The 21,807-nt window shown below is 70.0% G+C and carries 14 protein-coding genes; 6 read left to right on the top strand and 8 right to left on the bottom strand.

Going from position 1 to position 21,807, the window contains the following annotated elements; genetic code table 11:
- Window positions 1-10: 10 nt before the first annotated feature.
- Both ACWD4O_RS23555 and ACWD4O_RS23550 read left to right on the top strand, forming a co-directional pair.
- The gene (locus ACWD4O_RS23555; protein ID WP_451282503.1) at window positions 11-1,516 is read left to right on the top strand and encodes an acyl-CoA synthetase; all 1,506 of its coding nucleotides are present in this window, start codon (window positions 11-13) and stop codon (window positions 1,514-1,516) included.
- Window positions 1,517-1,543: 27 nt separating this feature from the next.
- The gene (locus tag ACWD4O_RS23550) at window positions 1,544-1,999 is read left to right on the top strand and encodes a MaoC family dehydratase (RefSeq protein WP_351912715.1); all 456 of its coding nucleotides are present in this window, start codon (window positions 1,544-1,546) and stop codon (window positions 1,997-1,999) included.
- A 99-nt stretch (window positions 2,000-2,098) separates the two neighbouring features.
- Here the strand turns inward: ACWD4O_RS23550 and ACWD4O_RS23545 are convergent, their stop codons facing one another.
- The 7 genes from ACWD4O_RS23545 to ACWD4O_RS23515 all read right to left on the bottom strand — a co-directional run bounded on the left by ACWD4O_RS23545 (window position 2,099) and on the right by ACWD4O_RS23515 (window position 12,842).
- Entirely contained in the window at window positions 2,099-3,766 is a 1,668-nt protein-coding gene (locus ACWD4O_RS23545) for a PHP domain-containing protein (RefSeq protein ID WP_451282500.1), read from the bottom strand.
- A gap of 20 nt (window positions 3,767-3,786) precedes the next feature.
- Entirely contained in the window at window positions 3,787-5,640 is a 1,854-nt protein-coding gene (locus ACWD4O_RS23540; protein ID WP_451282499.1) for a LamG-like jellyroll fold domain-containing protein, read from the bottom strand.
- A gap of 37 nt (window positions 5,641-5,677) precedes the next feature.
- Entirely contained in the window at window positions 5,678-8,635 is a 2,958-nt protein-coding gene (locus ACWD4O_RS23535; protein WP_451282497.1) for a glycoside hydrolase family 2 TIM barrel-domain containing protein, read from the bottom strand.
- On the bottom strand, window positions 8,632-9,468 hold the full coding sequence (locus ACWD4O_RS23530; RefSeq protein ID WP_351912723.1) for a carbohydrate ABC transporter permease: 837 nt from the start codon (window positions 9,466-9,468) through the stop codon (window positions 8,632-8,634). Before ACWD4O_RS23530 ends, ACWD4O_RS23535 begins: the two co-directional genes overlap by 4 nt.
- 12 nt (window positions 9,469-9,480) lie before the next feature.
- A complete protein-coding gene (locus tag ACWD4O_RS23525; protein WP_451282495.1) occupies window positions 9,481-10,443 on the bottom strand; it encodes a carbohydrate ABC transporter permease in 963 nt (320 codons plus the stop codon).
- 1 nt (window position 10,444) lies between these two features.
- Window positions 10,445-11,731, bottom strand: coding sequence for an ABC transporter substrate-binding protein (locus tag ACWD4O_RS23520; RefSeq protein WP_451282493.1), 1,287 nt, complete (start codon window positions 11,729-11,731; stop codon window positions 10,445-10,447).
- 91 nt (window positions 11,732-11,822) lie between these two features.
- A complete protein-coding gene (locus ACWD4O_RS23515; RefSeq protein ID WP_451282491.1) occupies window positions 11,823-12,842 on the bottom strand; it encodes a carbohydrate kinase family protein in 1,020 nt (339 codons plus the stop codon).
- 184 nt (window positions 12,843-13,026) lie between these two features.
- Between ACWD4O_RS23515 and ACWD4O_RS23510 the strand changes: the two genes are divergently transcribed.
- The 4 genes from ACWD4O_RS23510 to ACWD4O_RS23495 all read left to right on the top strand — a co-directional run bounded on the left by ACWD4O_RS23510 (window position 13,027) and on the right by ACWD4O_RS23495 (window position 19,686).
- Window positions 13,027-13,791 (top strand): DeoR/GlpR family DNA-binding transcription regulator, encoded by a 765-nt coding sequence (locus ACWD4O_RS23510; RefSeq protein ID WP_451282489.1) that lies wholly within the window; start codon window positions 13,027-13,029, stop codon window positions 13,789-13,791.
- Complete coding sequence (locus ACWD4O_RS23505) at window positions 13,788-15,125, top strand: 6-phospho-beta-glucosidase (RefSeq protein WP_351912731.1); 1,338 nt, start codon at window positions 13,788-13,790, stop codon at window positions 15,123-15,125. The genes ACWD4O_RS23510 and ACWD4O_RS23505 overlap by 4 nt, the downstream gene beginning before the upstream one ends.
- A gap of 104 nt (window positions 15,126-15,229) precedes the next feature.
- A complete protein-coding gene (locus ACWD4O_RS23500; protein ID WP_451282487.1) occupies window positions 15,230-18,355 on the top strand; it encodes an alpha-mannosidase in 3,126 nt (1,041 codons plus the stop codon).
- An 80-nt stretch (window positions 18,356-18,435) separates the two neighbouring features.
- On the top strand, window positions 18,436-19,686 hold the full coding sequence (locus ACWD4O_RS23495) for an alpha-L-fucosidase (protein ID WP_451282486.1): 1,251 nt from the start codon (window positions 18,436-18,438) through the stop codon (window positions 19,684-19,686).
- A gap of 321 nt (window positions 19,687-20,007) precedes the next feature.
- On the opposite strand, the gene ACWD4O_RS23490 is transcribed toward ACWD4O_RS23495, so the two are convergent.
- On the bottom strand, window positions 20,008-21,696 hold the full coding sequence (locus tag ACWD4O_RS23490; protein ID WP_451282484.1) for a fibronectin type III domain-containing protein: 1,689 nt from the start codon (window positions 21,694-21,696) through the stop codon (window positions 20,008-20,010).
- Window positions 21,697-21,807 lie beyond the last annotated feature (111 nt).

Raw genomic sequence — 21,807 nt, 5'->3', positions numbered from 1 at the left:
GGCGTGGAAGATGCGCAACGAGGGACTGGGGTCGTGGCCCGCACGCCGGGCCCGCAAGACCCCGCACCGCACCGCCCTGGTACACGGTGAGCAGTCGACGGACTATCGCACACTGTATGCACGCACCACGCGCCTGGCCCACGCCCTGCGGGCCCGGGGCGTGCGGCGCGGCGACCGCATCGCGTACCTCGGCCCCAACCACCCCTCCTACCTGGAGACCCTGTTCGCCGCCGGCACACTCGGCGCGGTGTTCGTCCCCCTGAACACCCGGCTCGCCGGCCCCGAGATCGCCTACCAGATCGCCGACTCCGGAGCCAAGGCCCTCGTCTACGGCCCCACGCACGCGGGCCTGGTCGCCGGACTGCCAGGGAACACGGACGTCCGGACGTACGTCGAGGTCGGCGCCGAATACGAGGAGGCGCTCGCCGAGGCCTCCGACGAGCCGATCGACACGCCGGTCACCCCCGACGACACCTGCATCATCATGTACACCTCGGGCACGACCGGCCGTCCCAAGGGCGCCATGCTCACGCACGGCAACCTCACCTGGAACGCGATCAACGTCCTCGTCGACACCGACCTGATCGCCGACGAACGCGCCCTGGTCTCCGCGCCGTTGTTCCACACCGCCGGCCTGAACATGCTGACGCTCCCCGTGCTCCTCAAGGGCGGCTGCTGCGTCCTGGTCGAGGCCTTCGACCCGGAGGCCACCTTCGACCTGATCGCCCGGCACCGGATCACCTTCATGTTCGGGGTGCCGACGATGTTCGAGCAGGTGGCCCGGCATCCGCGCTGGCCGGACGCCGACCTGTCCTCCCTGCGGATCCTGACCTGCGGCGGCTCGCCGGTGTCCACGCCGCTGATCGCCGCCTACCAGGAGCGCGGGCTCACCTTCCTGCAGGGCTACGGCATGACCGAGGCCGCCCCCGGCACCCTGTTCCTGGACGCCGAGCACTCGATCAGCAAGGCGGGCTCGGCCGGCGTCCCGCACTTCTTCAGCGACGTACGCGTCCTGCGGCCCGACCTCACCCCGGTCGACGTCGGCGAGACCGGCGAGGTCGTCGTGCGCGGGCCGCACGTCATGCCCGGTTACTGGGGGCTGCCCGAGGAGACGGCCGCCTCCTTCGCCGACGGCTGGTTCCGCAGCGGGGACGCGGCCCGGATCGACGAAGACGGTTACGTGCATATCGTCGACCGTATAAAGGACATGATCATCTCCGGTGGGGAGAACATCTACCCCGCCGAGATCGAGGACCTGCTCCTCGCCCATCCCGACATCGTCGAGTGCGCGGTCATCGGCGTGTCGGACGACAAGTGGGGCGAGGTCCCGCGCGCGGTCGTGGTGCCCCGGGAGGGCGCGTCGCTCGACCCCGACGAGGTGCTGGCCTCGCTCTCCGGGCGGCTCGCCAAGTACAAGATCCCCAAGTCCGTGGTGGTGGCGGACGAACTTCCGCGCACCGCCTCCGGAAAGCTCCTGAAGTCCCGGGTGCGCTCCCGGTTCGGCACCAAGTCCTGAAGGCAACTCACCTGTGAGGAACGGAATATGAGCATCACCGTCAACGGCATCGACGAGCTGAAGAAGCTGGCCGGCAGCGACCTGGGCACCAGCGAGTGGATCGAGGTCACTCAGGAGCGCATCGACACGTTCGCCGACGCGACCGGCGATCACCAGTGGATCCACGTCGACCCCGAGCGGGCGAAGGAAGGGCCCTTCGGCGCTCCCATCGCCCACGGTTACCTGACCCTCTCCCTCTTCATCCCGCTGTTCACCGAGCTGCTGGACGTCCAGGGCGTCACGACGAAGGTCAACTACGGGCTGAACAAGGTGCGGTTCCCTTCGCCGGTGAAGGTCGGCTCACGCATCCGTCTCGTCGGGAAGCTGACCGAGGTCGAGGAGGTGCCGGGCGGCGTGCAGATCACCGTCGACGGGGCGATCGAGATCGAGGGGGGCGCGAAGCCGGCAGCCGTGCTGCAGAGCCTCTCGCGGTTCTATGTCTGAGAACGGTTTCCGCAACACGCCGTAGCGGTTGACGCCGTAGGGAACCGCGCGACCGTCGTTGCTGGCCGCGCGGTTCCCCGCGCCTCATTCGGGGGTGCCTCAGCGCACGACGTCCACGAAGATCGGGTTGGAGTAGAACCAGGTGTCGGCCCACGGGTCGCCGTTGCCCGGGTCGTGGGGGATCGGGCCGTGCGGGTCCACGGAGGCACCCAGGTAACCGGTTCCGTTGCGGTTGCCGTCGCTGCCGCGCAGCCGGACGTAGAAGGACTCGTCGCCCACCGGCACCGTGACGCGCAGGGTGTAGGTCCCCTTGCGGCCGCTCACGTCGGTCGTGTGGACGACCTTGGTGTCGGGCGCCTGCCAGGCGTCCCGGTCGGACACCGCGCCGCGCACCGCGCCCCGGATCACGTCCACGTGCGCCAACTCCGGGAGGATTCCCTGGGGGTTGGGACGGGAGGTGCTGGTGACCGTGATGTTCAGGGTGAGCTTCTCGCCCTTGCGGACCCGCAGTCGGCCGCCGAGGGTGACGCCCCGCCCGTTGCTGTGCTCCCGCCGCAGCCGCACCTCGAGGCCGTCGAGCAGATGCCCTTGGTCCAGCCAGACCCGGCCCTCGCGCAGGCCCGTCATCACCGCGCGGTAGCCGTAGCGGGTCACGCCCACATGGGTGCGGCTGAACTGGCCCGGCCAGAAGTCGCTGCCGGCCTGCGGGGTGTCGGTGTTCACCGGGTCGGGCAGCCTGCCGGTGTTGTCGAAGTTCTGCCCGGCCGGCCAGTCGCCGTTCTTCCAGGTGTCGAAGACGGTCCGGTGGTTGTCGGAGTTGGTGGTGATCGAGAACAGCCGGCCCTCGGCCAGCATCGAGTCCCACAGCCCGCCGACGGTCGCCGTGGCCCAGTCGAAGCCGCCGTAGGTGAGGTAGGCGTTCGCCGGGTAGCCCGCCCAGGACTGCGCCGACGGCTTGTTCTCGTACTCGCCGCGGATGGACGTCGATGCGCGCCAGCCGGGGATCGCCGCGCCCTGGGCGCCGGGCGCGCCCTCCATGCCGATCATGATCTCGGGGGCCGCGTCGCGCCAGGCCCGCATCTCGTGCGGGGAGTCGATGCCGAGCCGCAGCGGGTGGTTGGCGAGGACGAGGACGTCGTCCACGTAGCCTTTGCGGCGCTGCTCGGCCAGCCACTTGATGGCCTTGACCGCGTGCGCTTCGTTACGGGCGGTGTCGGTCGCGCCGGTCGCGCCCTCGGTGTAGCCCAGGAGCTTGCCGTCGTAGGCGAGCTCGAACTGCGTGAGCAGGTCCACCTCGTGCGGGCCGGGCGCGGCGAACACCGTGCAGTGCTCGGCCGCCGGGATGTACCACTCCAGCCCCTGGAAGATCAGCTGGCGCGGGTTGTCGGCGCGGGCCTTGAGGATCTCCTTGTGCTCCATCGCGGCGCCGTAGTGGGCGTGCCCGAAGTTGGAGTGCTCGTTGAACACCATCCAGTCGAGGCCGTACCTGGCGGCGGCCTGGGCCTGCTGGGAGAAGGTGTACTTGGCGTCGTGGCTGTAGACGGAGTGGACGTGGTGGTCGCCGACGAGGTAGGCGAGGCGCGGGTCCTCACCGCCGTAGCCCTGGCCCGCGGCGGCGACGGCCGGGGTGGCCGCCCCGCCGAGGGCGAACGCGGCGCCGAACAGGCCGGCGCTGCGCAGAAGTCCGCGCCTCGACACGCCCTGGGCGTCGAGAGCGGCGGGGGAGACGGACGGATCGGCCCAGGCGGGCAGCTGCTGCTCGGTCACGGTGATCCTCGTGAAGGGGGTCAGTGGTTCATGAAGGAGGTGACGGGCAGCGCACGTTCGACGATGCGGACGTCACCGAGGCGGCCGTGCAGAATCTGGTCGATCCGGCCCGCGTACTCGTAGCCGCCGAGCAGCCAGGGCAGCCCGACCGAGGTGAGCCCGACGGCGGTGGCGTGCGGATTGCGGGCCACCGGGCAGCCCTGGACGTACATCGTGGTGTGCTTGCCGTCGTTGACGACGGCGACGTGCCACCACTTCTCCCGGGCGGTCTCGTCACCCCAGTTGGTGGCGATCCCCTCCTGGTTGAGCGGGCGGACCGCCCACTGCGGGCCGGGCCCGTCGGAGAGGGACAGCGTGGCGATCGGCTCGTCCGGATCGTCGGCGGTCTTGCCGGCCGCGCCGCCCGTTCCGGTGCGGCTGACCAGACCGGACCAGGCGTGGTGCGAGGGGTCCCAGTCGGCGGGCAGCCGGTAGAACGCCTCGATGGTGTAACCGGCCTTGAAAGTCGCCGAGTTGAGCGGGGCGCCGTCGACCGTCTTCAGGTACGCACCCCTCAGCGGCGACTTGTAGCCCTGGAACTCCAGGCTGCCGTGGCCGGGTTGGTCGGGGTGGTGGTCGGACGACCAGGTGAGCGCGCCGCCGCCGACTCTGACCGGACTGAGGTCGTTGCCGCGCCCGGACAGGTCGCGGACCGTGCCGGCGACCGCCGTGCCGTCGTCGTGGCCGTCGAACCGCCAGTAGGCGACCGTGCCCCGCACCAGCATCGACGACACCGGACGCGCCGCCCGGGCCGGCACCGGGGCGAAGCCGGAGAAGCGGTCGGCGAAGTCGATGTCGACCGAGAACCGGTCGGCGTCGCCGCTGAGTTCGATCTCCTGCCGCTCCAGCTCGTTGAGCCCCTTCGCGGCCCGGCCGAGGATCCACGGGGAGACGGTCTCCACGTCGATGACGTTCCGGTCGAGGTCGAAGCGGTAGAGGCGGATCATCGCCGCGCCGCCGAAGTAACGGTTCTGATAGTTCGTCAGATGCAGATGGACGTCATGTCCCGCCGCGTTCTTGCGCGTTGCCCGACCGGCGGGCCAGTAGTGCCCGTTGAGCGTCAGGAAGATCTGGTCGTGGTCCGCGATGAGCCGGTCCCACAGCTGCCGGCCGTACGCGGAGAGTGCGTCGTCCTCGACGACCAGCTCGTGCGTGGTCAGCACGACGGGCGTCCTCGGGTGCCGGGCCAGGACGTCGGCGGCCCAGGCGTAGCCCTTGTCCGACAGCCGCCAGTCCAGCGCCAGCACCATCCACTCCCGGCCGGCCGCCCGGAACAGATGGAAGGTGTTGTAGCCGTCGGGGGAGGCCCCGCCGAAGGTGGACTTCCCCTGGAAGCGCTGCGGACCGAAGGCGTCCAGGTACGGGGTCGCGCCGCGCTGGTCGGTCGTCGACGACTTCACGTCGTGGTTGCCGGCCAGGACGCTGTAGCCGACCCCGCGCCGGTCGAGGAGCCCGAACGCCTCGCTGATCGCGGCGACTTCGTTCGTCGCGCCGTTCTCCGTCAGGTCGCCGAGGTGGGACAGGAACACGATGTTCTCGTCCCGGCCGTGCTCCAGCAGATAGCGCAGGGACGCCTCGATCGGCTCCTTGTCGATGCTCGGACCGTCGAAGAGGTACTGCGTGTCGGGCATGACCGCGAGCGTGAAGCGGCGGCTGTCGGCATCGGGGCGCCACTTGGCTGAGGCCGCCTCGGGGGAGGCGGCCTCAGCGGTGGCCGGCAGCACGGCGCCGGCCGTGGCGGCGGCCCCGAGCAGGGCGGTGGCCCTCAGGAATCCGCGTCTTCCGGCACCGGCCTGCGCGGCCTCGCCCGGATTTTGGGCATGCGAAGTACACACATGTGCTCCGTAGGAAAGTCCGTGTAGAGAACGGGTGTTACAGGACGCGCAGGGTCCAGCTCCAGCGGTGGACGCCCGGTGCGACGAGGTAGGAGGGGAAGGTGTCGGGGCCGCACGAGGCCGTGCCGAGACCGCGGTGCGCCGCGTCGAGGTGCACCACGCAGCCGGCGCGGGGCACGAGTTCGTCATGGTGGGCGACGGCGGTCAGGTCCGCGGCGCGGTAGCGCGTGACGGAGACCTGGCGAGGCTCGTCCAGCGTGACCGCGAGACCGGTGGCGTCCGGCGCCGAGAGCGTGAAGCTGCGCACCCCGTGCCGGCCGCCGCTCTCCTGCGGACGCAGGTACGGAGTGAACAACTCGTCGACGGGGACGGAGTGATGGCCCACCGGCGCGCCGCCGCTGCGGTCGGGGTACGACTCCCAGGGGCCCTGCCCGAACCACTCCAGCAGGTCCGGCCCGGCGACCGTCTCGAAGACCGTGCCGACCCGCGCCACGTCGTCGAACTCCTCGGGCAGCTCGGCCTGTTCGTCGATCCGGATGCCGCCCTCGACCGGCGTGAACACCTGCCGGTGCCGTACGACGCCGGTGGCGCCGGCGTACTCGGAGAAGACGGTCGTCACGTCGCCGTCGCGGCGGACGGACACCAGCTTGCGCACGAGGGAGTCAAGGCCCCAGGTCCGCCAGCGCAGCGCCATCCCGCCCAACTCGTCGTTGTCGGTGGGCGCCCGCCACAGCGACAGCGTCGGCGCGGCGGCCAGCAGGGGGTGGACCAGGAGTCCGTCGTCGTCGAGCTCGACGGGCCCCGCGGTCTCGACCTGCCCGAGAGGCTCGGCGTCCAGGGTCGGCACGGCCGCCCGCAACCGCACCTGCGGCGCGCACACCTCCGTGCCGCGCGGCGCCCACGGCAGGTCCTCCGCCGTCGTCACCCGCAGCGTCAGCCACGCCTCGCCGCCGTCCTCCGGCAGCGTGAACGGCACCGGCACCACGGTCGTCTCGCCCGGCCGCAGGTCGGGCAGTTCGGCGGTCGCGGTGAGCGTCGGGCCGTCCGCGAGGGACAGCTGCCACTCGCCCGCGAGCCACTCCAGGCCGCGGAAGTGCTGGTGGTTGGAGAGGACCAGCCCCTCGTGCCGGAAGCCCTGCAGGCGCACCGGCGCGGCGAGCTCACGGTGCTCGTACATCACCGGCTTCGGGGTGCGGTCGGGGAAGACGACGCCGTCCGCGATGAAGGCGCCGTCGTGGTCCTTCTCGCCGAAGTCGCCGCCGTACGCCCAGCGGTAGCCGGGTGTGGTGACACCGTTGTCGTAGAGTCCGGCGCCCCCACGCCCGACCGGTCTTCCGTCGTTCACACCCTGGAGGATGCCGTGGTCCCAGAACTCCCAGATGAACCCGCCCTGAAGACCCGGGGTGGCCTCGATGGCAGCCCAGTGGTCGGCCAGCGTGCCGTTGCTGTTGCCCATCGCGTGGGAGTACTCGCACTGGATCAGCGGCTTGGTCTGCTCCCCGGACAGTGCGTGCGCCACGCAGTCCTCCAGGGGCGCGTACATCGGACAGGCGATGTCGGAGGCGACCTTCGGATCCGCCCAGCCGCGCTTGGCGGCCCCCTCGTACTGCAGCGGCCGGGTCGTGTCGTGCCGGCGCACCCAGCCCGCGGCCGCGTCGTGGTTCGCGCCGTAGTCCGACTCGTTGCCGAGCGACCAGATGATGATCGACGGGTGGTTCTTGTCCCGCAGCACCATCCGCGAGACGCGGTCGACGAAGGCGTTCAGATAGCGCGGGTCGTCGGCGATCTCATGGGCGTGGTCGTGGGACTCGATGTCCGCCTCGTCGACCACGTAGAAACCGATTTCGTCGGCGAGGTCGTACAGCCCGGGGTCGTTCGGATAGTGCGCGGTGCGGATGGCGTTGAAGCCGAAACGCTTGAGCAGCACCAGGTCGGCCCGCATGTCGTCGGCCGAGACCGTCCGCCCCGTCAGCGGGTGGAAGTCGTGCCGGTTGACCCCTCGGATGAAGATCCGCTCCCCGTTGACCAGCAGGTCCCGGCCGACGATCGCCACGTCCCGGAAACCGATCCGGTGCTGTGAGGAGTCGGCGACGGAGCCGTCGGCGCGGTGCAGCCGCACCGTCAGCCCGTACAGCTCGGGCGTCTCCGCCGTCCAGGTGCGCACCTCGGGCACGCTCGCCCGCAGACGCGCCTCGCCGAGGAAGTCGGAGACGCGTTCGTCCTCGGCGTTGGCCAGGTCGAACTCCGCGTCCTGCGTCAGCGCCAGCCCGTCCAGCTCCCCGCTGATGTACCACCCCTCGGGCAGCGCCCCGCCCGCGTCGCGGACCTGGCAGTCGACCTGCAGCTCCCCGTCCGCCGCCGCCCGTACGCTCACGTCGGCCAGGTGCAGCGGGTCGGTGGCGTACAGCAGCACCGAGCGGGTGATGCCGCCGTGCCACCAGTGGTCCTGGTCCTCGATGTGCGAGGCGTCCGACCACTTGACGACCGTCAACCGTACGACGGACCGCCCGCCGGGGCGTACGACATCCGACAGGTCGAACTCGGCGGCCAGATGGGAGTCCTTGGAGATGCCGACGGGCCGCCCGTCCACATGCACGAGGAGCACGCTCTCGGCGGCCCCGACCTGGAGCACGATCCGGCGCCCGGCCCACTCGGCGGGGACGTCGATCTCCCGTTCGTAGACGCCCGTCGGATTGTCCGCGGGCGACAGTGGAGGGAATTCTGTATACGGCATACGGATGTTCAGATACTGCGGAAGGTCGACCGTCGCCCGCAGCGGGTCGTCCGTATCCTGCATGGTCCATACCCCGGGCACGGTCGTCGACGACCACGCACCGCCGACCGGCGCGTCCGGAGCGGACAGCAGCTGGAAGCGCCAGTCGCCGTCCAGGGAGTGTGCTCCGGAGCGCCGGTCGACGGCGTTCATGGGCAGCCGCCCCCAGGAGGTCACCTCAGGTGCCTTCCAGGGGCGGAGCGCCAGCAGCGGGTCAGTCACTTGATCGCTCCCTTGCCGAGGTCGGCGATGATCTGTTTGGCGCCGATCGCGAAGACGATCAGCAGGGGGATGAGCGCGAGCAGCGCGCCCGTCATGACCATTCCGTAGTCCGTCGTGCCGTGGACGCCGTTCAGCTGCGAGAGGGCGACCTGGAGGGTGACGTTGTCCGGGTTGGTGAGGGCGATCAGCGGCCAGGCGTAGTCGTTCCACTGGCCCATGAACGTGAAGATGCCCAGGAAGGCCAGACCAGGCCGGACGACCGGCAGGGCCACGTGCCAGTACTGGCGCATGAAGCCCGCCCCGTCGATCTTCGAGGCGTCGAGCAGCTCGTCGTGGATCGCGCTCTTCATGTATTGCCGCATCCAGAAGATGCCGAACGCGTTGGCCGCCGCCGGCACGATCAGCGCGGTCATCGAGCCGATCCAGCCGATCTTCGCCATGATCACGAACTGCGGGATGGCCGAGAGCTGGGCCGGCACCATGAAGATCGCCATCATCAGCGCGAACAGCACACGTCGGCCCGGGAACTGGAACTTCGCGAAGACGAACGCGGCCAGCGAGTCGAAGAACAGGACCAGGAAGGTCACCGAGCAGGCCACGAGCAGCGAGTTGAACATCGACCCGAAGAAGTCGACGTTGTCGAAGAGATGGCGGGCGTTCTCCAGGAAGTGCGAGCCCGGCAGCAGCTTCGGCGGATAGGAGAAGATCTCGGTCGACGAATGCGTCGACATGATCACGGCCCAGTAGAACGGGAAGACCGAGAGCAGCAGACCGATGATCAGTGAGATGTGCAGGGCGATGCCCCGGCGGTTCGAACCCTTGATGGACGACATGGTCGGGGCCTCCTAGTCTTCGCCCCGGCGCTGCACCAGGCGCCAGTTGATGATCGAGAAGATGATGACGACGAGGAAGACGCCCCAGGCCACGGCGGCGCCGTAACCGAAGTCGTTGTTGTCGAAGGTCTGCTGGAAGAAGTAGAGGACCATGGTCTGGCCCGAGTGACCGGGGCCGCCCGCGAACGACGAGTTGTTGTCCGTGGTCTGCAGCAGCACCTGGGGCTCGGAGAAGGTCTGCAGCCCGGTGACGGTCGAGATGACGAGCACGAAGAGCAGCGTCGGCCGCAGCAGCGGCAGCGTGACCTTGAAGAAGGTCTGCACGGGCCCGGCGCCGTCCATCCGCGCCGCCTCGTACAGCTCGCCGGGGATCGTCTGCAGCCCGGCCAGGAAGATGATCGCGTTGTAACCGGTCCACTGCCAGGTCATCAGCGTGGCGATGGCGACCTTGATGCCCCAGGGCGTGTTCAGCCACGCCACCTGATCCAGGCCGACCGCCTGCAGGACGGCGTTCATCAGGCCGAAGTTGGTGGAGAAGACCGAGCCGAAGATGATCGCGACCGCCACGATCGAGGTGACGTTCGGCAGGAAGAAAGCGAAGCGGTAAACGTTCTTGAAACGGACCGCGGAGTTGAGCATCACGGCCGTGACCATCGACAGGAAGATCATCGGGATGGTGGCCAGCGCCCAGATGACGAGCGTGTTGCCGGCCGAGCCCCAGAACTGGCTGTCCGACACCAGGTAGCGGTACTGCGAGAGTCCCGCGTACTCCATCGAGCCGAGTCCGTCCCAGCGGTGGAAGGACAGATACAGCGAGAAACCGACCGGGATCAGCCCGAAGGCCAGGAACAGCAGATAGAAGGGCGAGATCGCGGCATAGAGCCGCCAGTGGCTCAGGATGCCCTTGGACGGGCGGACGGCGGGGGTCTCCGCGACGGGCGGCGGGGGCGTGTCCAGCACAGGTGCGGTAGCCATGTCAGTAGCTCACCCCCAGGTGGTCGGCGATCCGCCGGCACTTGCTCATGGCGTCCTTCCAGGCCTGCTTCTCGTCCTTGCCGAGGACGGAGAAGTTCCGCAGCTCGTCGTCGATCGGGGTCTTCAGCGCCACGTCGAACGGGCTGTTGTAGGCGACGGGTATCTTCTCCGCCGCAGGTCCGAAGACGTCCATGGTGATCTGGTCGCCGAAGAACGGATCGGGTTCGCGCAGTTGTTTCAGCGCGTACGAGGCCGGCGTCGAGGGGAAGAGGACCGAGTCGACGAAGCCCTGGGCCTGGTTGTCCGCGTCGAGCATCCAGGTGATCATCTCGAAGGCCTGCTCCGGTTCGCGGCACGCCTTGGTGATCGCCAGGAACGAGCCGCCGATGTTCGACGGCCCGCCCGGACAGCTCGCCACCCGCCACTTGCCCTTGGTCTTCGGCGTGTTGAGCTTGATGTCACCGGCCGCCCAGGAGGCGTTCAGCTGACTGGGGAGCAGGCCGCGCTCGGTGGCCGAGATGTTGTCCGGCGTCCCGTTGACGATCTTCGAGACCAGTCCGCGCCGGGTGGCCTCCACGGCACGGGCCCATGCGGTGCGCACATGCTCCTGGTCGCCGATGAAGTGCCGGTCCTTGTCGACGAACCGCTTGGTCGTCTGGTTGATCGAGATGCCGTAGATGCTGAGGGCGTCGGTGAGGATGAAAGCGCCGGGAACGCGTTTCTTGAGCTGCTCCCCGGCGGCCATGAACTGGTCCCAGGTGGCCAGCTCCCTGGAGACGTCCTCGGGTTCGGACGGCAGCCCGGCCTTCTCGAAAGCGGCCGGCTGGTAGTAGTGCGCGACCGGACCGCAGTCGATCGGAAAGCCCACCATCGAGCCGTCCTCGGCGATGCCCTCGTTCCACTTCCAGGGCAGGTAGCGGTCCTTGAGCTTCTCCGCCCCGAGCGTGCGCAGGTCGACGAACTGATCGGCGTTCGGCAGGTACGAGGCCATGTCCTCGCCCTTGAGCCCGGCGATGTCCGGGATGTGGGCGCGCCCGGTCATCGTCGTCATCAGCTTGGAACGGTAGTAACCGCCGATCTGGATCGCCTGCAGGTTCACCTTGCTGTCGTAGCGCGTCTTGGCCTGCTCGACGACCTTCGGACTCAGTCCGCCGCTCCAGTACCACATGACCATGTTCCTGCCGGTGGAGCCGGTCGGAACGGCACAGCCGGTCGCCAGGCCGCCGAGCGCCGTGGCCGCCGTGCCGGCGAGGCCGGCGCGCAGCAGACCTCTTCGTGAGAGCTGCACAGCTCCCACCGCCTTTCGGATCTGTTCGCGTCTTTGCAGACGGGGTGCAATTCGAGGGGCATACGGGGGTGTCGTCCTCGCCCGGTCGCGGTCAGGGCCGCAGGACCGGCGGGGTGACCGGGGCGTACCGCACCGGCGGGCCCACGTCGGCCGGGATGCGGTCGGCGAGGAAGCCGTACGCCCGCTTCAGTTCGGGGTCGGTCACCGAGCGCCACCAGCGGTCGACGCCGTACCAGCCGGGGGCCGCCAGGGCGCCGCCGTGGTGTTGTACGGAGAGCCCGGCGGCGAGCACCGCGAAGCGCAGCCGTTCCACCAGCGGCCAGCCGCGCAGCGAGGCCGCGACGAAGCTCGCGCCGAACACGTCGCCGGCGCCCGTCGCGTCGAGGACATCGATGTCAAGCGCGGGGACCTCCGCGTACTCCCCGCTCGTCTGATCGACCGCGACGGCGCCGTCCGCGCCCCGGGTGACCACGGCCACCGGCACCAGCTCCGCGAGCGTGCCCAGCGCGGCGACCGCGCTGTCGGTGCGGGTGTAGGCCATCGCCTCGGTCTCGTTGGGCAGGAAGGCATGGCACAGGGCGAGCTGGGCGAGCAGGTCGGTCGACCACTGCTGGGTGGGGTCCCAGCCGACGTCGGCGTAGATCTGTGTGCCGTTCGCGGCCGCCTTGGCGAGCCAGGCGACCGGTTCGGCCTCCAGGTGCACGAGAGCCGTGCGCGCCTCGGGCGGGTCGCCCATCAGGGTGTCCTGCGAGTACGGCGGTTCCTGGCCGTGGGTGACGAGGGCCCGGTCGTGACCGTGCGCGAGGGCGACGGTGACCGGCGTGTGCCAGCCCCGCGCCACCCGGGAGAGCGCCAGGTCGACGCCCTCCTGGTCGGCCAGCACCGCACGGCAGTGGGCGCCGTAGAAGTCGTCGCCGAAGACCGTGGCCAGCGAGGTGCGCAGCCCGAAGCGGGACGCGGCCACCGCGAGGTTGGCGATGCCGCCGGGGCCGCAGCCCATGCCCGCCGTCCAGATCTCCTCGCCCGGCTTCGGCGGCCCGCCGAGCCCGGTGAGGACGAGGTCGTAGAAGAGCAGCCCGGTGAGCAGTACCTCGGGCCGGTCGTCGTCCACCACAGATCCCTCTCGTCGGAAGAGCCGGGCGAGTCCGCCCGTCGACCGGGGGCCGGCCGTCAGGACGTCTCGTCAAAACTCTTCATTTCGGTGACCGGAATCGTGCGCCCATCGGCGACATTGGTCAATACCTCAGCAGAAGTGAGCATAGATTTGATTGAAGATGACGAGTAGTGTTCACGTCGTGCTGGCAGAACGACGACATCAACTCATCCTGCGGGCCCTGCGCTCCGGTGGTCCCGCGGCCGTGACGGATCTCTCCGAACAGCTGGGTGTGAGCCCGGCCACGATCAGGCGTGACCTGGTCAAACTCGAGGAGGACGGCCTGCTCACCCGGGTGCACGGCGGCGCCGTCGCGGAGGAGGGCGACCAGCCCTTCGCCGAGGTCGCCGAGGTCCGCGTGGCCCAGAAGGACGCGATAGCGGCCCGGGCCGCGGCCATGGTCGCGGACGGTCAGTCGGTGCTGCTCGACATCGGCACCACCGCCTACCGGCTGGCCCGGCAGCTGCACGGCCGCCGGCTCACCGTGATCACCAGCAACCTGGTGGTCTACGAGGAACTCGCCGACGACGAGGGCATCGAACTGGTGCTGCTCGGCGGCATGGTCCGTCGCGAGTACCGCTCCCTGGTCGGCTTCCTCACCGAGGACAACCTGCGCCAGCTGCACGCCGACTGGCTCTTCCTCGGCACCAGCGGAGTGCGCCCGGGCGGGCAGGTGATGGACACGACGGTCGTCGAGGTGCCGGTGAAACGGGCCATGATCAAGGCCGGTGACAAGGTCGTCCTGCTCGCCGACTCGGCGAAGTTCCCGGGTACGGGCATGGCGAAGGTCTGCGGTCCCGAGGACCTGGACGTGGTGGTGACCAACACGCCGGTCGATCCGGTGACGCGGTCCTCCTTCGAGGAGGCGGGCGTCGAGGTGGTCGTGGCAGGAAAGGTGCAAGTGTGAAACTGACGATTCTCGGCGGTGGCGGGTTCCGGGTGCCGCTCGTGTACGGGGCGCTGCTGACGGACCGCGGCGAGGGCCGGGTCACGGAAGTCGTTCTGCACGATCTCGACGACAGTCGACTGTATGCAGTCGCCCGTGTACTGGATGAACAGGCCGCCGCCGTCCCCGACGCCCCCCGGGTGACCGCCACCACCGACCTCGACGAGGCACTGCGCGGCGCCGACTTCATCTTCTCCGCGATCCGGGTCGGCGGCCTGGAGGGCCGGGCCAACGACGAGCGGGTGGCCCTCGCGCAGGGCGTCCTCGGCCAGGAGACGGTCGGCGCCGGAGGCATCGCCTACGGTCTGCGGACCGTCCCCGTCGCCGTCGACATCGCCCGGCGGGTGGCCCGTCTCGCCCCGGACGCCTGGGTCATCAACTTCACCAACCCGGCCGGACTCGTCACCGAGGCCATGTCCCGGCACCTCGGCGACCGTGTCATCGGCATCTGCGACTCGCCGGTCGGCCTCGGCCGCCGTATCGCCCGCGTCCTCGGCGCCAACCCGAAGGAGGCGTGGATCGACTACGTCGGTCTCAACCACCTCGGCTGGGTGCGCGGTCTGCGGGTCGCCGGACGCGACGAACTGCCCCGGCTGCTCGCCGACGCCGATCTGCTCGGCTCCTTCGAGGAGGGCAAGCTCTTCGGCGTCGACTGGCTGCAGTCGCTCGGCGCGATCCCCAACGAATACCTGCACTACTACTACTTCAACCGGGAAGCCGTCCGGGCCTACCAGCAGGCCGAGAAGACCCGCGGCGCCTTCCTGGCCGACCAGCAGGCCCGTTTCTACGAGGAGATGAAGCGCCCGGACGCGGCGGCCCTGACCGCCTGGGACCGCACCCGCGCCGAACGCGAGGCCACCTACATGGCCGAGAACCGCGAGACGGCCGGCGCCGGCGAGCGCGACGCCGACGACCTCTCCGGCGGCTACGAGAAGGTCGCCCTCGCCCTGATGCGGGCCATCGCCCGCGACGAGCGCACCACCCTGATCCTCAACGTCCGCAACCAAGGCGTCCTCTCGGCGCTCGACACGGACGCCGTCATCGAGGTGCCCTGCCTGGTCGACGCCGGCGGTGCGCACCCGGTGGCCGTGGCCCCGCTGCCCGAGCACGCCACCGGGCTGGTCTGCGCGGTGAAGGGCGTCGAGCGAGAGGTGCTGGCCGCCGCCGAGTCCGGCTCCCGCACGACGGCCGTGAAGGCGTTCGCGCTGCACCCGCTGGTCGACTCGGTGAACGTGGCCCGCAGGCTGGTGGAGGGGTACAAGGACGTCCACCCCGGGCTGGCGTACCTTAAGTAGCCGTCGGGAGAGAAAGCGCTTTCCCTCCTCTCTCGTCCCCCTCTCCCTAGCTCTAGCCGTCCCCGAGTTCCCCGCCCTCCGTGGTCCCTCTCTGGAGATTCCCCATGCATGACGAACGCCGCCGCATCGAGGAGCGCGTCGAGCGCGTCCACAACCAGCGCATCAAGCCCGCGATCTACGCGGCCACCGTGCCCTTCGAGGTCGAGGCCTGGCAGGCGCCGGGGGAGCCGGTCCCCTTCGCGGAGGCCGCGGCCGCCGCCTACAAGCCCTTCGCCATGGACACCCCGTGGGGCCCGCCCTGGGGCACCACCTGGTTCCGGATGCGCGGCCAGGTGCCTGCCGAGTGGGCCGGCAAGCGCGTCGAGGCCGTGATCGACCTCGGCTTCGTGGGCGACTGGCCCGGCAACCAGGCCGAGGCCCTCGTCCACCTCACCGACGGGACGCCGCTCAAGGCGGTCAACCCGCTCAACCAGTACGTGCCGATCGGCAACCCGGCGACGGGCGGGGAGAGCATCGACTACCTCGTCGAGGCGGCCTCCAACCCGGACATCCTGGCCAACGACTTCTCGGCGCCGACCCTGCTGGGCGATGTACTGACGGCAGGCGACCGTCCACTGTATACATTCCGCCGCGCCGACATCGCCGTCCTCGACGAGGAGGTCTGGCACCTCGACCTCGACCTCCAGGTGCTGCGCGAGCTCATGGTCCACCTCGGCGAGCACGAGCCGCGCCGCCACGAGATCATGCACGCCCTGGACCGGGCCATGGACGCCCTCGACCTGGACGACGTCTCCGGCTCCGCCGCCGCCGTCCGCGAGGTCCTCGCCCCCGTCCTGGCCAGGCCCGCCCACGCCAGCGCCCACACCGTCTCCGGCGTCGGCCACGCGCACATCGACTCCGCCTGGCTGTGGCCCATCCGCGAGACGAAGCGTAAGACCTCCCGCACCTTCTCCAACGTCACCTCGCTCGCCGACGAGTACGACGACTTCATCTTCGCCTGCTCGCAGGCCCAGCAGTACGAGTGGGTGCGCGACAACTACCCGCAGGTGTGGGCACGGATCCAGGAGTCGGTGCGGCGCGGGCAGTGGGCGCCGGTCGGCGGCATGTGGGTGGAGTCCGACGGCAACCTGCCCGGCGGCGAGGCCATCGCCCGCCAGCTGGTCCACGGCAAGCGGTTCTTCATCGAGCACTTCGGCATCGAGACCAAGGGCGTCTGGCTGCCGGACTCCTTCGGCTACAACGCCGCCTACCCGCAGCTCGCCAAGCTCGCCGGCAACGACTGGTTCCTCACCCAGAAGATCTCCTGGAACCAGACGAACAAGTTCCCCCACCACACCTTCTGGTGGGAGGGCATCGACGGCACCCGCATCTTCACGCACTTCCCGCCGGTCGACACCTACAACGCGCGCTTCAGCGGCGAGGAGATGGACCGGGCGGTCCGCAACTACTCCGAGAAGGGCGGCGGCACGCGCTCGCTCGCCCCGTTCGGCTGGGGCGACGGCGGTGGCGGCCCCACCCGCGAGATCATGGAACGGGCGCGCCGGCTGGCCGACCTGGAAGGCTCGCCGAAGGTCGTCGTCGAGCACCCCGACACCTTCTTCGCCAAGGCCCGCGAGGAGTACCCGGACGCGCCCGTCTGGGTCGGCGAGCTCTACCTGGAGCTGCACCGCGCCACCTACACCACCCAGGCCCGCACCAAGCAGGGCAACCGGCGCAGCGAACACCTCCTGCGCGAGGCGGAGTTGTGGGCCACGACGGCCGCACTGCACGCGCCGGGCTACGCCTACCCGTACGAGAAGCTCGACCGGCTCTGGAAGACGGTGCTGCTGCACCAGTTCCACGACATCCTGCCGGGCTCCTCGATCGCCTGGGTGCACCGCGAGGCGGAGGCCGAATACGCGCGTGTCGCCCAGGAGTTGGAGGTGCTGACGGCCGAGGCGGTCGCCGCGCTGGGCGGCGGCCCGGCGGGCGAGGGCCGGCCGGGCGGCGGTGCGGCGCGGGTGTTCAACACCAGCCCGTTCGACCGCGCCGAGGTGGTCCGCACGCCCGAGGGCGCACCGGCGTACGTCGAGGTGCCCGCGAGCGGCAGCGCACCCCTGGCGGGGCCGGCGGACGGCGCGCAGCCGCCGCAGCCGGTGACGGTCTCCGGCCGTGTCCTCGACAACGGGCTGGTTCGTGTACAGATCGCGGAAGACGGCACACTGTCTTCGGTATACGATCTGCGGGCGAACCGTGAGGTCCTCGCCGACCAGGGCAACCTGCTGCGTCTGCACACCGACCTCCCCAACTACTGGGACGCCTGGGACATCGACAAGCACTACCAGAACCGCTACACCGACCTGCTGGAGCCGGACGCGGTGACGGTCGTCGAGGAGGACCCGCTCGTCGGCGCGATCCGGATCACCCGCTCCTTCGGCAAGGGCTCGACGATCACCCAGACCGTCACCCTGCGCGCCGGCAGCCCCCGCATCGACTTCGAGACCGACATCGACTGGCACGAGGCGGAGAAGATCCTCAAGGCGGCCTTCCCGGTGGACATCCGGGCCCCGCACTCCTCCGCCGAGATCCAGTTCGGCCACATCCAGCGCCCCACCCACACCAACACCAGCTGGGAGGCGGCCCGGTTCGAGGTCTCCGGCCACCGCTGGGTGCACATCGGCGAACCCGGCTACGGCGTCGCGGTCATCAACGACTCCACCTACGGCCACGACGTCTCCCGCACGGTCCGTGAGGACGGCGGCACGACCACCACCGTCCGGCTCAGCCTGGTGCGCGCCCCGCGCATCCCGGACCCCGAGGCCGACCAGGGCCGGCACCGCTTCAACTACGCGCTGCTGCCCGGCGCGAGCATCGAGGACGCGGTCGCCGAGGGCTACGCCCTGAACCTCCCGCTCCGGGTGGCGAACGCGGCGGACGTCGCGGACGCAGCGGACGCGGTTCACGCGCCCGAGCCGATCGTCTCGGTGGACGGCGACGGCATCACCGTGGAGGCCGTGAAGCTCGCCGACGACGAGTCCGGCGACGTCGTCGTCCGGCTCTACGAGTCGAGCGGCGGTCGGGCCGCCGGCGCCCTGCGCACGAGCTTCCCGCTCGCGGGCGCGCAGATCACCGACCTGCTGGAGCGACCGCTGGAGCCGGCGGTCGTCGCTGAGGACGGCGCAGTCGACATCGCGCTGCGGCCCTTCCAGATCCTGACGCTCCGTCTGGAGCGCGCCGCCACCGGCCGCTAGCAGCGGCCCCCAGGGGCGGGCGTGCACTCCACGCGCCCGCCCCCGCCATGAAGTGCCCTGCTCTGCGGAGGAGTTCAGCCGTGTCCATGCAACCCTGGTTCACCGACGCCAAGTTGGGGATCTTCGTCCACTGGGGCATCTACGCCGTCGACGGCGTCCAGGAGTCCTGGTCGTTCTACGACGACATCGTCCCGCACGACCGTTACATGTCCCAGCTCGAGCGCTTCACCGGCGCCCGGTACGACCCGAAGGCCTGGGCCGACCTGTTCGAGCGCGCCGGCGCCAGGTACGCCGTCCTCACCAGCCGCCACCACGACGGCGTCGCCCTGTGGGACACGGAGTACGGCGACCTCAACCTGGGCCGCGACTACCTTTCCGGCTACGCGGACGCGCTGCGCGAGAAGGGCCTCAAGGTCGGCCTGTACTACTCGCACTCCGACTGGAACCACCCCGACTACGCCTCCACGCGCAAGCCGGGCCGCCCGCCGGAGCTGGAGGACAACCGCTACTCCGAGTGCTCCGCCGAGGACGAGGACCTGGACGCCTGGGAGCGGTTCATCGTCTACCGGGACGGCCAGATCCGGGAGTTGGCCTCCCGCTACCGGCCCGACCTGATGTGGTTCGACGGCGAGTGGGACCGCAGCGAGGAGCAGTGGCGCATCCCGGAGCTCGCCGCGCTGATCCGCTCGTACTCGCCGCACGTCGTCTTCAACGCCCGCATGCTCAGCGAGGGCGACTACGCCACCCCCGAACAGGGCGCGCCCATCGAACCGCCCGCCGGGCCCTGGGAGTTGTGCCTCACCATCAACGACTCGTGGGGCTACCAGCACCACGACCACAACCACAAGTCGCTCACCCAGCTGATCCGCTACTTCAGCGAGACCATCGGCGGCGGCGGCAACCTGCTGCTCGACGTCGGCCCGATGGAGGACGGCACCATCCCGCAGCCGCAGGTCGAGCGCCTCGAAGGTCTGGGGGAGTGGATCCGTAAGCACTCCGAGGCCGTGTACGGGACGGTGCGGGGGCTGCCGGCCGGGCACCACTACGGGCCCAGCACCCTCTCCGCCGACGGCCGCACCCTCTACCTCACCCTGTTCGACATCCCGCGTGCCGAGATCGGCGTCCGGGGTCTGGTCACGCCGGTCCGCAGGGTCACGGTGCTCGGCACCGGCACGGAGCTCGCCCACCGGGTCGTCGGCGGTCTGCACGAGGCGGTCGGCGTGCTGTGGATCGACCCGCCGGCCGGCTCCGACCTCGACCCGCACGCCACGGTCCTCGCGGTCGAACTGGACGGCGACCTGGAGCTGTACCGGGGTTCGGGACGCTTCTGACGGCCACCTGGGCACCCGGTTCGGGTCGGTCGGTCGCTCCCCGTGACAGCGGCCGACCGACCCGATCCCCCGTTCCCCCGGGAATCCCCCGTCGATTCCCGTTCTTCCCCCGTTGATCCCTGTGCTCCCCCCCCGGGGCCTCGTGCTCCCCCAGCCGTTCCCCGGTGGGCCCTACACACTTAGGAGCAGCCACCCCGGGCGCTGATACACCCTCCACGAAAGAAAAATCCCCCGGGCCGGAGCCCGAGGGACTTCTCGCTCGTGCAGAGCTGCCCGGCAACCGATCCTCTGGGCGACCGAGCTGCCCGGCAGCCGAGTTGCTCAGCCGGTGAAGCCGGCCGTGATCGAGGTGAACTGCCAGGTGCTCTGGCTGATGCCGGAGCAGTTGCTCACCACGCCCCCGCCCGGGCACGGCCGGTCACGGTTGACGGCCCAGAAGGCGAGCCGCGCGATGTGGTGGCCGTTCGCCCAGTCACGGATCGACGTCCAGATCGCCGGGGTGGTGTTCTCCTGCTGGTCGGACAGTCCGTTCATCCCGGAGATGCCGATGTGCGCGTAGGCGGTCGCGTCGTCCCACCCGAAGGTGGACTTCAGCTTGTTCTTCAGCCCCTCCGTGGCGTTCACCGTGTTGCCGTACATGTCGGCGCCGCCGCCGAAGTCGAACGGCATGATGGTGAAGACGTCGATGTCGGCGCCGATGGACTTGGCCTGTTCGATGAGACGGTTGCCGTAGTAGGTCGGCCCCGTCGTGGTCGTCCCGAAGGTGACGATGGTCTTCAGGCCGGGGTTGTTCGCCTTGACGGTCTTCAGCGCGGTGAGGATCCGCGCCTGCACGGCCTCGTTCTCGAACTCGTCGGTGTTCTCGATGTCCATGTCGATCGCCTTGAGGGAGTAGGCGTCGATCACCTTCTGCAGCGCGGCCGCCAGCGCGCTCGCCGAGGAGCAGTTGGCGCCGAGCTTGCTGCCCTGCCAGCCGCCGAACGACGGCACGATGTCACCGCCCGCCGAGCGGATCTGGTTGATGACGCTCTGGTCGACCCCGCCGGTCAGCGGACGGTTGCTGTCCCACATCGGGTTGCAGCCGCCGCCGTCCAGCATGAACGCCATGGTGAACCACTTGACGCCGGTCGCGTTCATCACCGTGGTCGCGCTCGGTGGATCGCCCCAGCCCTCGAACAGATAGGGCGCCGCCTGCTTGAACCCGGTGCCGCCCCCGCCGCCCGCGTTCGTGGTGACGGACACGGAGTTGGAGGCCGCGGAGGTGTTCCCGGCGGCGTCGCGCGCTTTCACCGTGAAGGTGTACGCGGTGCTCGCGGACAGCCCGCTGACCGTGGCGGACGTACCGGAGACGGTGAGGACGTTCGTGGACCCGCGGTAGACGTCGTAGGCCGTGACGCCGACGTTGTCGGTCGAGGCGTTCCAGGACAGCGACACGCTGGACGACGTCTTGCCGGTCGAGGTCAGCGTGCCGGGCGCGGTCGGCGCCTGGGTGTCCGAACCGCCGCCTCCGCCGGGCCCGTCGAGGCTGATGTCGTCCGCCTGATAGGTGCCCTGGGCGTACCAGCCGTGCACATAGATCGTGGCGCTGGTCTGCGCGGCCCCGGTGGTGAAGGACACCGACAGCGGGCTGTACGCCGACGGCGACGACGTCCAGGTGGAGGCGCCGCCGTCGACGCCGAGGTAGACGTAGGAGCCGCGCACCCAGCCGGTCAGCGCGTAGGCGGTGTTCGGCCGGACGGCGACGGTCTGGCTGCACTTGGCGATGTCGCTCGAACTCACGGCTCCGGCAAGGGCCTTGGTGCCGCCGTGCACGGGTGTGGAGACGATCGAGCCGAGGTTGCCGGTACAGGACCAGGGTGAGACGGCGCCCGACTCGAAGCCGGGGTTGGTGAGGACGTTGGCGGCCTGAGCGGTGCCCGGCAGGGCGACGGCCCCGGCGAGGGCGAGCCCGGCGGTGCCGAGCAGGGCGAGGAATCGACGCCATGGGCGTCCGAGGGATCTGGTGCGCACGCGATCTCCCTGAAGATATGGGGGTGTTCGGGAGTGCAGGGGAGTGTGCAGAGAGTGCAGGGGGTGCGCATCAAAGTTGGTATGGACCAATCCGCCTGTCAAGATGACAGA

The sequence above is a fragment of the Streptomyces sp. NPDC002623 genome, assembly GCF_053592635.1.
This window is presented reverse-complemented; position numbering and strand designations above follow the sequence as displayed.

Excerpts from the sequence above, each read along its gene's own strand:
- ACWD4O_RS23530 (WP_351912723.1), bottom strand. The coding sequence starts at position 9,468 with ATGTCGTCCATCAAGGGTTCGAACCGCCGGGGCATCGCCCTGCACATC.
- ACWD4O_RS23550 (WP_351912715.1), top strand. The coding sequence starts at position 1,544 with ATGAGCATCACCGTCAACGGCATCGACGAGCTGAAGAAGCTGGCCGGC.
- ACWD4O_RS23555 (WP_451282503.1), top strand. The coding sequence starts at position 11 with ATGCGCAACGAGGGACTGGGGTCGTGGCCCGCACGCCGGGCCCGCAAG.
- ACWD4O_RS23500 (WP_451282487.1), top strand. The coding sequence starts at position 15,230 with ATGCATGACGAACGCCGCCGCATCGAGGAGCGCGTCGAGCGCGTCCAC.
- ACWD4O_RS23525 (WP_451282495.1), bottom strand. The coding sequence starts at position 10,443 with ATGGCTACCGCACCTGTGCTGGACACGCCCCCGCCGCCCGTCGCGGAG.